This window comes from Candidatus Nanosyncoccus nanoralicus, from assembly GCF_004138405.1.
GTDB classification, from domain to species: domain Bacteria; phylum Patescibacteriota; class Saccharimonadia; order Saccharimonadales; family Saccharimonadaceae; genus Nanosyncoccus; species Nanosyncoccus nanoralicus.
On sequence record NZ_PRLL01000018.1, the window covers coordinates 1 to 8,610 of the forward strand.

General features: G+C 41.3%; 8 protein-coding genes and 1 pseudogene. 2 read left to right on the plus strand and 7 right to left on the minus strand.

Features of this window, described 5'->3' with window-relative positions; genetic code table 11:
* A pseudogene (locus G3KMM_RS02290) lies at nucleotides 1-326 on the plus strand (exodeoxyribonuclease I); the annotation flags it as partial.
* A gap of 121 nt (nucleotides 327-447) precedes the next feature.
* On the opposite strand, the gene G3KMM_RS02295 reads toward G3KMM_RS02290, so the two are convergent.
* From G3KMM_RS02295 to G3KMM_RS02315, 5 genes are all read right to left on the minus strand, one after another.
* Complete coding sequence (locus G3KMM_RS02295; protein WP_129605042.1) at nucleotides 448-831, minus strand: hypothetical protein; 384 nt, start codon at nucleotides 829-831, stop codon at nucleotides 448-450.
* Between the two features lie 259 nt (nucleotides 832-1,090).
* Complete coding sequence (locus G3KMM_RS02960) at nucleotides 1,091-1,813, minus strand: FKBP-type peptidyl-prolyl cis-trans isomerase (RefSeq protein ID WP_129605045.1); 723 nt, start codon at nucleotides 1,811-1,813, stop codon at nucleotides 1,091-1,093.
* Nucleotides 1,814-1,843: 30 nt separating this feature from the next.
* Entirely contained in the window at nucleotides 1,844-4,342 is a 2,499-nt protein-coding gene (gene pheT / locus G3KMM_RS02305) for a phenylalanine--tRNA ligase subunit beta (protein WP_129605048.1), read from the minus strand.
* Nucleotides 4,342-5,286, minus strand: a complete 945-nt coding sequence (locus G3KMM_RS02310) for a phenylalanine--tRNA ligase subunit alpha (RefSeq protein ID WP_129605051.1) — start codon at nucleotides 5,284-5,286, stop codon at nucleotides 4,342-4,344. The genes pheT and G3KMM_RS02310 overlap by 1 nt, the downstream gene beginning before the upstream one ends.
* Nucleotides 5,287-5,363: 77 nt before the next feature.
* Complete coding sequence (locus G3KMM_RS02315; protein ID WP_129605054.1) at nucleotides 5,364-5,591, minus strand: hypothetical protein; 228 nt, start codon at nucleotides 5,589-5,591, stop codon at nucleotides 5,364-5,366.
* An 86-nt stretch (nucleotides 5,592-5,677) separates the two neighbouring features.
* Here G3KMM_RS02315 and G3KMM_RS02320 point away from each other — a divergent pair, with 86 nt between their 5' ends.
* A complete protein-coding gene (locus tag G3KMM_RS02320; RefSeq protein ID WP_129605057.1) occupies nucleotides 5,678-6,664 on the plus strand; it encodes an aquaporin in 987 nt (328 codons plus the stop codon).
* 96 nt (nucleotides 6,665-6,760) lie between these two features.
* Here G3KMM_RS02320 and G3KMM_RS02325 read toward each other — a convergent pair whose 3' ends face one another.
* Nucleotides 6,761-8,176, minus strand: a complete 1,416-nt coding sequence (locus G3KMM_RS02325; protein WP_129605060.1) for a methionine--tRNA ligase — start codon at nucleotides 8,174-8,176, stop codon at nucleotides 6,761-6,763.
* A 116-nt stretch (nucleotides 8,177-8,292) separates the two neighbouring features.
* Nucleotides 8,293-8,610: hypothetical protein (locus tag G3KMM_RS02830; protein WP_164998486.1), on the minus strand; the 318-nt coding region annotated here is incomplete at its 5' end.

The window sequence follows — 8,610 nt, forward strand, 5'->3', positions numbered from 1 at the left end:
CGGATCGCAGGATTTGCCAAAAAATTCAAAGGGCGGATGCTGGAGTACTCGGTGATTTTACGCCTAATTTCGCCGACGATAGATTGCCGGATTTGTTTTTACATTTTAAGGGACGTAACTTTCCGCAGAGTTTAACAGAAGACGAATACTTAAAATGGGAGACAGATCGAAAAGCAAGAATTAAAAAACAGAGCGGTAGATTCTTTGCCTCTCTCACGGCCTTAAGGCAACGAGGCGAGGCTGGCGAAACAACTTTTGACGGCAGAGAAATTGATTTAAAGATTTTAGAAAAACTAGCTGAATGGTATAAAAAGTGTAGCGAATAGCGAGGTATTTCAGAAAGAAAATAGCCCCACGACTGTGGGGCTTGAAACAGGAGGGATAAAAGTTAAACCAGAAAAGACTGGTTGAATCCTTATTGGTATGAAATTTTACCCCCTCTTACTTCTATCTTCTGTGTCTTCGGAGCCAGTTCCTGATAACGGTTGGACCGAAAACAAGGTCTCCTCTTCCATTTCTCCAGAAGGTAAGATAACCATTCTGGTATAAATCATTTAAGATAGACTCATGCCATTCTGATATGGCTGTAACCATTCCAAAGTATGCCGCAAGAACGAGCGCGCCTCGGATTAGTACCCATACCACATAGATGACAGCCACGAGCCATCCATATGACATCATGGATGGGTATTTAAACCTATCCCATTGCCTCATGTCATATAATACAACAGCAAGAAGCACTGCTGTATATATAATAGTAACAATGGCAAAACTCCAACCGCCACTAAGGCGGCTTTTAACAAGCAGCTGCCCATTCTTTTTTCTTCCCACGACTTTTGGAAGAATGAACCCCAATAAAATAGAGCTCGAAAAAAAACTTATCACTAAAAAGAATTCAAATTTCATATGTACCCCTCCTTTTTAAGGTGCAAACTTCCGCTTTATGCGGATAAAATTGTTACTGCTTTATTATATAATACTATTGCTTATTTGTCAATATAAGGAGGGGTAATATGCGGCTAGCTTTGCGCTGTAGGTTTTTGAGAGGAGGGTGATTTATGACTTAATTAGAGTCGAAGTTTTTGAAGACTTAGGCACCGATGCTATTGATTTCAGATTGAAGTTTACGATATTTAACGTAGATTTGGTTATACTCAGTGGAAAGTTTCTTGTAGTCCTCGGAGACTTCAATAGGAAGAACTAGGAATTTGAGTGGGGAGTTTTTACTGCCACAGATTTCACGTTCACTACCATAGGCGAGTGGACTTGGGATATCAATCTCGCGAACACCACCAAAACGCATGCCCTTGATTCCTTCAGACCAGCCGGCGATTAAGCTATTTGGGTTGGTGACTGCAAGCGGCTCTTTGAGGCTCTTTGGATTCTTGGCATCATCAAAGGAGGAGTCAAAAACAGATTCATTAGCACACCAACCAACATAATAAGCATAGTATGAAGTGGTCTTATCGGTGATTTCAGCACCAGTACCATTTTTTAGATCAAAAGTCTTAAGGCCGGCATCCTCTACAGAAGTGCCATTATAGGCTTTGATCTTATTGCGAAAAGAGGCAAGGGTATCAAAATATTGCTTCGACATTTTATCGGAAGCAGATTTTAGTTCGTCTTGTTTAGCAGAGAGCTCTTTAGTGACTACCGCAAGTTCTTCCTTTTTGGTGGAAGAAGTCTGCTTGTTCTTTTCACCATTAAGTACGATTAAAGCATAGATTGCGATCGTAGAAGACAGGAGCAGAACGGCAATTACCCCAATTATAATACGCTGGCCCAAACTGGTCTTTAATTCTTTTTCTTGCATAAACCTCCTTTAGTTTTCTCGGTATTTGTATTAGATAATCTCAGCACCGAGCGCTGTAATATTTTGTTCAATTTGTTTCATTATAGCAGAGATTTCATCTGCACTCATAGTTTTTACCGTACTAGCAAAGCTAAGATGGAAGCTACAATTTCGGGTAGTGTCATTTTCTGATGGTCGATAGATGGAAACTGGCTCCAAGGTATGAATCAGAGAATCTTGAGCGAGAGCACGTGCGATTTCCTGCTCAAGCGTAGCGTAAGAGACAGTGTCTGGGGTCTTAACAGTGAGATCTCGCGAGACGGATGGGAAGCGACTAATCTTTTGTGTACCACGCAAGATTCGAGGAGCATTAAGTAATGACTCAAGATTTAGCTCAAGAGCAGAAACTTCTTTTAGCTTCAGTTTTTTAAGTACAGAATGTTTAACCTCACCAAGACAGCCAATCATTTCTTGTCCGAGCTGAATACGGACTGAATGAAGCGGCTCAAAATATGGATATTGCTGCTCCTGATATTCGACAAATTTAAATTCAAGACCAAGACGAGCGCCAAGGGCGAGACAGAGCTCTTTGATTCGATAGAAATCACCCTCAAGACAGATTGAGAGATGTGATTCGAGCTTTGGGGTTTGATCTGCAAGAAAGCCAAAGGAGCGCTTGGCGACTTGGTTCATTTCATAGAGAATAAAATCCTTATATCCAGCCTTTTGATTCTCATAAACCTTCTCGAGTAGGCTTGGAGTTATGGACTGTCTAAAACATTGGAGTTCTGGAGAGATAGAATTACTAATTTCATAACTATCAGCGATATCTTCACCTACTTTTTGCTGAAGATTTTGCGAAACGAAGCTATAAGTGAGGAGCTCATTGGCGCCCTGTTGGTCTGAAAGGATGTTGCGAATTTCGCTCTTGAGGGCAAAAAGCTGATTTTTTGGGCTACCTTTGAAAGAGCGGAGCGGAAGGGTTTGCGGAATGTTGTCAAAACCATTGAGACGGCCAACCTCCTCGTAGAGATCCTCTTTAATATGGATGTCGGTACGCCATAGCGGGGTAGTAACATTTAAGGACTGATTATCCGAGAGTATATCCACCATGAAACCAACACTTGCGAGCGTTTGCTTAACCTGCTCTAATGTAAAATTGGAGCCCAGTGTTTGATTAAGGTCATTAAGGTCAAGTTTAATGATCTGCTGAGCGGGGCTTTGAGCAAGACAGTCGGCAAAAATGAGATTAGAAGTATCTTTAGTACCGAGTTTTTCTAGACAGGACTTTAGTGCTGGTACTGTACCAAAGATTGGTTGGCCTTTAGTGAAACGCGTAATAGCTTCAGAGAAAATACCGTGAGCCATTTGAGTTTTACGTAGATTATAGAGGCTAAAAGTGGCAGACTCGATAAGAATACGCTTGGTGTTTGTATCAATTTCGGTATTTTTGCCACCCATGGCGCCAGCTAGGGCAACTGGGATATCATTGGAGGTGATCACAATATCGTTTGGATTAAGTTCGATTTCAGTATCATCAATTAAAGTGATTTTTTCACCTTCCCTGGCAGCACGTACAATAATTTTTGGGGAATCAGTACCACCGATGGCGATAAATTTATCATAGTCAAAGGCGTGTAGAGGCTGACCAGTCTCAAGCATGGTGAGGTTTGTCGCATCAACAATTGGCGAAACAGGTCGCATACCAGATTTATAGAGTAGAACGCCGTCTTGAGTGAGGGTGCGCCCAAAATCAGCAGAATCTTGATCAAACTTAAGCTGGGTTTGGTCGACGATGACACAGGAATAGCGAGGACATAATAGTTGATCCTGGATTTCAATAACTGGACTCTTGATATCTGAGGTGTTATTAGGATTACTACGGATAAAATCTGATTGTGTAGCTAAGTCACCATCGAAGATTGCAGGATTTTTGAATGGCTGACCTAGGATCCCAGCAACTTCGCGCGCAAAACCGATTAGTCCAAAAGTATCTGGACGATGAGTGAGTGATTTATTTTCAATATCAATAATCAAATCGTCAAGATCTAATGCCTCAATAATAGGGGTGCCGGGTTCAGCAAGATCAGGAGCGAGCTCAGCAATATATTTATGATCAGTGCCAAATCCGAGCTCGTCAGCGCCAGCAATCATGCCATAACTTTCATAGCCACGAAGCTTACGAACAGATAGCTGAAAATTCTCTGTTCCATAGGTAGTAGGAACGATGGCGCCAGGAGCGAGCCAAACTACAGAGAGTCCAGCACGGACGTTTGGCGCACCACAGACAACTTGAATAAGACCATTTTCAAGTTTACCGAATTCTTGATTGAGGGGTCCGGCATCTACCTCGCAGAGATGAAGATGTGTATCCGGAATATCGGTGCAGCTAACAACCTTAGCGACGTAGATATTCTGGTATTTTTCAGCAAGACTTTCAGTTCCCTCCACTTCAACAAGGCGAGAACCGATCAGTTTCATCAGATCTTCGGTAGAGAGAGAATCTGGAATTTTAACATAACGTTTTAGGGCATTAAGTGAAATAAGCATTAGAATTCCTCCAAGAAATTAAGTTTACCAGATTCGAAGAAACGAATGTCGTCAAGTTGGTATTTGAGAATGACAAGACGATCAATGCCGCCACCCCAAGCAAAGCCCTTATAGATTGTGGGGTCAATGCCAGCGGTTTTTAAAACATTGGGGTGAATCATACCACAACCCATCATCTCTAACCAACCATCCCCTTTGCCGCCGAGAGCTTTTGGCTTCTCGATTTGAAATTCGAGTGAAGGTTCAGTAAATGGGAAGTAGCCTGGCTGAGTTTTAGTATTTAAAGTTTGACCATAATAGGTTTCGAAGAAATTTTTGAGGACGCCGAGCATCTGTCCCATGGTGGCAGTTTTGGAAACAAAAACACCTTCACATTGGTAAAAAGTATGCTCATGAGTAGCGTCAACATCTTCATTACGAAAGACGCGGCCAGGAATGACTACAGCAATCTGACCTTCGGTTTCAAGCTGGTCTCGACGAGAGGTGAGCGCGCGATATTGCATGGTAGAAGTATGGGCTGGAGGGATAAAACCTTCTTTGGTGCGGAAGGTATCATAACCATCACGGGCGGGATGACCTTCAGGGAAGTTGAGCGACTCAAACATATGAAATTCGTCGTCAAGCTGAGTGGATTCCATGACTTCAAATCCCATATTAGAATATATATCTATTACTTTGTCAAGTTCAACCATGAGAGGATGCTTGCTGCCACGCCTGTTTTTCTTCGGGGTAGAGTTTTCAGCCATAGGAGCGGTGAGATCGATGGGCTTGATATCGACTGCTGCTAATTTTTCTTCCTCAGCTTGAATTTGAGCTAAGATTTCATTTTTGCGACGATTAATTTCCTGCCCAAAAGCTTTACGCTCTTCAGCTGGGAGGTCTTTAATTTTACTATATTCAAGGCCAAGATCTTTTAGGGCCTGTTTTAAGTCTGTAAGTTTCATATCTGTCTCTTATTATACTCTGTTTTTAGTGGTTTTTTAAGAGAAAATAGGAAAACTTGGACTTTAGAAAAAGAGCACTAGATGACAACAATCAGAATTAGAGAAAGAATCGCGAGACCAACAAGGATGAGCCAAACCCAACCGTAGCGACTGGTAGTCTTTGATCCATTTATATAATCTGAATCATTAACAAGATCAGGGTCGGCACTTAAGGCTGTCTGTTCCGCTTTTATCTTTAGGTCTGCGGCAATACGGCGACTAAGCTCTGCATTTTTATCCTGTTCTTTATGTACGATTACTCCCATCCTATACCTTTCATTTTAGAAAATTAAACTTTAAGTATTTTACCACAGATGTGTTATAATTCATTCAATATTACTTAAGGAGGTATATGGCAACAAGTAAGTCCAAGAAGGCTAAAAAGTCTACGGAAAAGCCAAAAAATACTAATACAAAGCCAGAAGTTACTGTCGTTGAAGAAATTGTGACTGTAACCGAACCGGAAACAATCGTCACTGAGATAGCCGAAGTAAAAATGAAAGAAAACAAAAAGAGCAAATGTATTTTTGCAAATTTCTTCGCTAAAAAAGGTGATCCAGAAGAAAATATTCTAACTATTTTCAAAACACCAAAGATCTGGGGTGCGCTCGTTGGAGAATTAATTGGAACAATGTTTATCACAATGCTCCTCTTAACTCTCGGCATCTACCAGCCACTTTACGTTCTATTCGGCGTAATTGGTGTAACCCTAGCCGTCTTCACCCTTTCTGGGGCACACTTAAACCCAGCAATCACTGCAGGTATGATGGCAACCCGTCGCGTCTCTGCAATTCGTGGCGTACTATACATGGTCGCTCAGGTTGTTGGTGCTTGGCTCGGTCTAGTCATCGTTAATGCCTTCCGTATGGCTGGCGAAACTAAGGTTGATCTTCCTGCACTAACCGCAGTTGAAGCTTCAAACCTATGGCAATTACTTGCGATTGAATTCTTGGGTGTCTTCACCTTGGCATTCTTCTTTAATCGTGCACAAGAATACAAGTCTCGTCGTAGTGCTTTCACCTACGCTGCAATCATTGGTGGCGGTATGGTGCTTGCGGTATTATTTGCAATCGTAATCTCAAGCAATTTCTTCAAGATTTCAAACAACTTTATCTTGAACCCAGCAGTTGCAATTATGTATCAGATCTTCCCAACTTCAGCTGAGAATTTTGGTACTTTGATTAGCAAGGTTGGCCTTGAAGTCCTAGTCTTTATCCTAGCTCCAATCGTAGCTGGTATACTAGCTTTCTTCGTTGGCGACATTGCAACCACCCTTGCAGGCGAGGATGAGTGTGAAAAACACCACCACTGCAAAGATGGACACTGCCACGAAAAATAATTTGTGATAGATAAAAAAATAGCCCGATGGGGCTATTTTTTTGATTTGATTTTAGCGATTGGCTCTGATTATCTTACTTTTTTATTCTATAGATAATTAATCTTTAGGGAAAAGTGGAGTTTCTGGAGGAAGAATCTGACCACTTCCGGTGAAGATAGACTCAACTGTTTCTGCGACGGGGAGAAAAGGCTTGAGATGATGATTAGCGACTAAAAGCTCTTTAACTAGCTCAGATAGACTTACTCTTGCCTGCTCAGGAGCGGTTTTAGCGAGCTGCCACGGTTTCTGTTCTTCGATATGACGATTAACGTCTTGGATCATTCCCCAGGCCTTGTTAATAGCATTGGTAAACTCGAAACGCTCCATTAGTTCAGTATATTCTGGGACAAAAGCCGAACTAAAATCAAGTTTTTCGACGGAATTTTTCTGACAAAGTACCGAAAGGCGCTGGACAAGATTGCCGTAGTCATTGGCTAATTCGTTGCGGTAGGCGTTTTCGAACTTTTCCCAAGTAAAATCTGCATCAAGAAAGGTATCGATGTGCTTAGAGAAGAAATAGCGAAAAGCATTGATGCCATGTTTTTCCAAAACTTCGACTGGATCAATACCATTGCCGAGGCTTTTACTAATTTTTTGACCATCCACCTGAATAAAGCCATGAGACAGAATGGTGCGTGGTAGAGGTAGGCCTAGCCCTAGGAGGATAGCTGGCCAAAGAATGGCATGAAAACGCAAGATATCCTTACCTACCACCTGAACAGTGGCTGGCCAGTAGTTTGAAATGTCTTGATCTGGATAGCCAAGAACCGTGATGTAATTTGTCAATGCATCCATCCAAACATACATCACTTGAGATTCGTCGCCTGGAACTGGAATACCCCATTTGAGATGGGCGACCGGGCGAGAAATCGAAACGTCAGGAGCATCCTCAAGTAACCTAAGAATTTCATTCTTACGAAATTCTGGGAGGATTTGCATTTTGCCATTCTCGATAGCGGCTTTGATTTCATCTTTAAAATCAGAGACTCGGAAGTAATAATTAGATTCTGTAAGATGTTGATAAGGAGCTTGATGATCCGGACAAGTGCCCTGATTTTCTTCATACTCTTTTTGAGTGACAAAACGTTCACAGCCCTCACAATACCAGCCATCATAACTGGAAGAATAAATGTGTTTTTCTAGGCGTTGCCAAATTTTCTGCACGCGCTCAATATGGGATGGGTCGGTGGTACGAATAAAGTCGGTATATTTTATATCGAATTTCTGAAGAAAATTCTGAAATTTGGCAGAGTTTTGATCAACGTATTCCTTAATATCTATCTGCTGTTCCCCAGCCTTTTTCTCAATTTTATTACCATGTTCGTCAGTCCCAGCCTGAAAACGCACATCTTTACCCTGCATAGTTTGATAGCGAGCATAGATATCAGCAAGTAGATAATCCTCAGCATGCCCAACATGAGGAGCGCCGTTAACATACGGGATTGCCGTCGTAATATAAATTTCTTGAGACATGAGATCCTTTGATATTTTTTAAAATTATTTTCTTATTAATTATACTACAAAAAACGTATAGAAAAACTGAGAGGTCACATTCAGATCCTCCCAGTTTAATTAATTGTTTTTAGAGACTACTCAACTGTGGAGCAAGAAAGTCCGGTTTGGTTCTCGGCTAACATGAGGGAGTTTAGATCATGATTCGTGATGGAGCTAAATTCAGATAAGGACTTAAGATAGTTATCTACATTATTTCCCGAAATAGCTGTTTTTTTCTTTAATTGGTTGAGATTAATTTCAGTTGTGACCTTAATATTATCATCAGATTTAATACCAGCATCAAGAGTGGTCTTTGCAGTAACAGCTTCATTTTCACTATTGTATTGATAAATATAATGCTCAGAAATACCACTAAGGTTATCGTTTTCAAAGGTAAACTGCCTTTCAAAGTT

Excerpts from the sequence above, each read along its gene's own strand:
- G3KMM_RS02325 (WP_129605060.1), bottom strand. The coding sequence starts at position 8,176 with ATGTCTCAAGAAATTTATATTACGACGGCAATCCCGTATGTTAACGGC.
- pheT (WP_129605048.1), bottom strand. The coding sequence starts at position 4,342 with ATGCTTATTTCACTTAATGCCCTAAAACGTTATGTTAAAATTCCAGAT.
- G3KMM_RS02310 (WP_129605051.1), bottom strand. The coding sequence starts at position 5,286 with ATGAAACTTACAGACTTAAAACAGGCCCTAAAAGATCTTGGCCTTGAA.
- G3KMM_RS02315 (WP_129605054.1), bottom strand. The coding sequence starts at position 5,591 with ATGGGAGTAATCGTACATAAAGAACAGGATAAAAATGCAGAGCTTAGT.
- G3KMM_RS02320 (WP_129605057.1), top strand. The coding sequence starts at position 5,678 with ATGGCAACAAGTAAGTCCAAGAAGGCTAAAAAGTCTACGGAAAAGCCA.
- G3KMM_RS02960 (WP_129605045.1), bottom strand. The coding sequence starts at position 1,813 with ATGCAAGAAAAAGAATTAAAGACCAGTTTGGGCCAGCGTATTATAATT.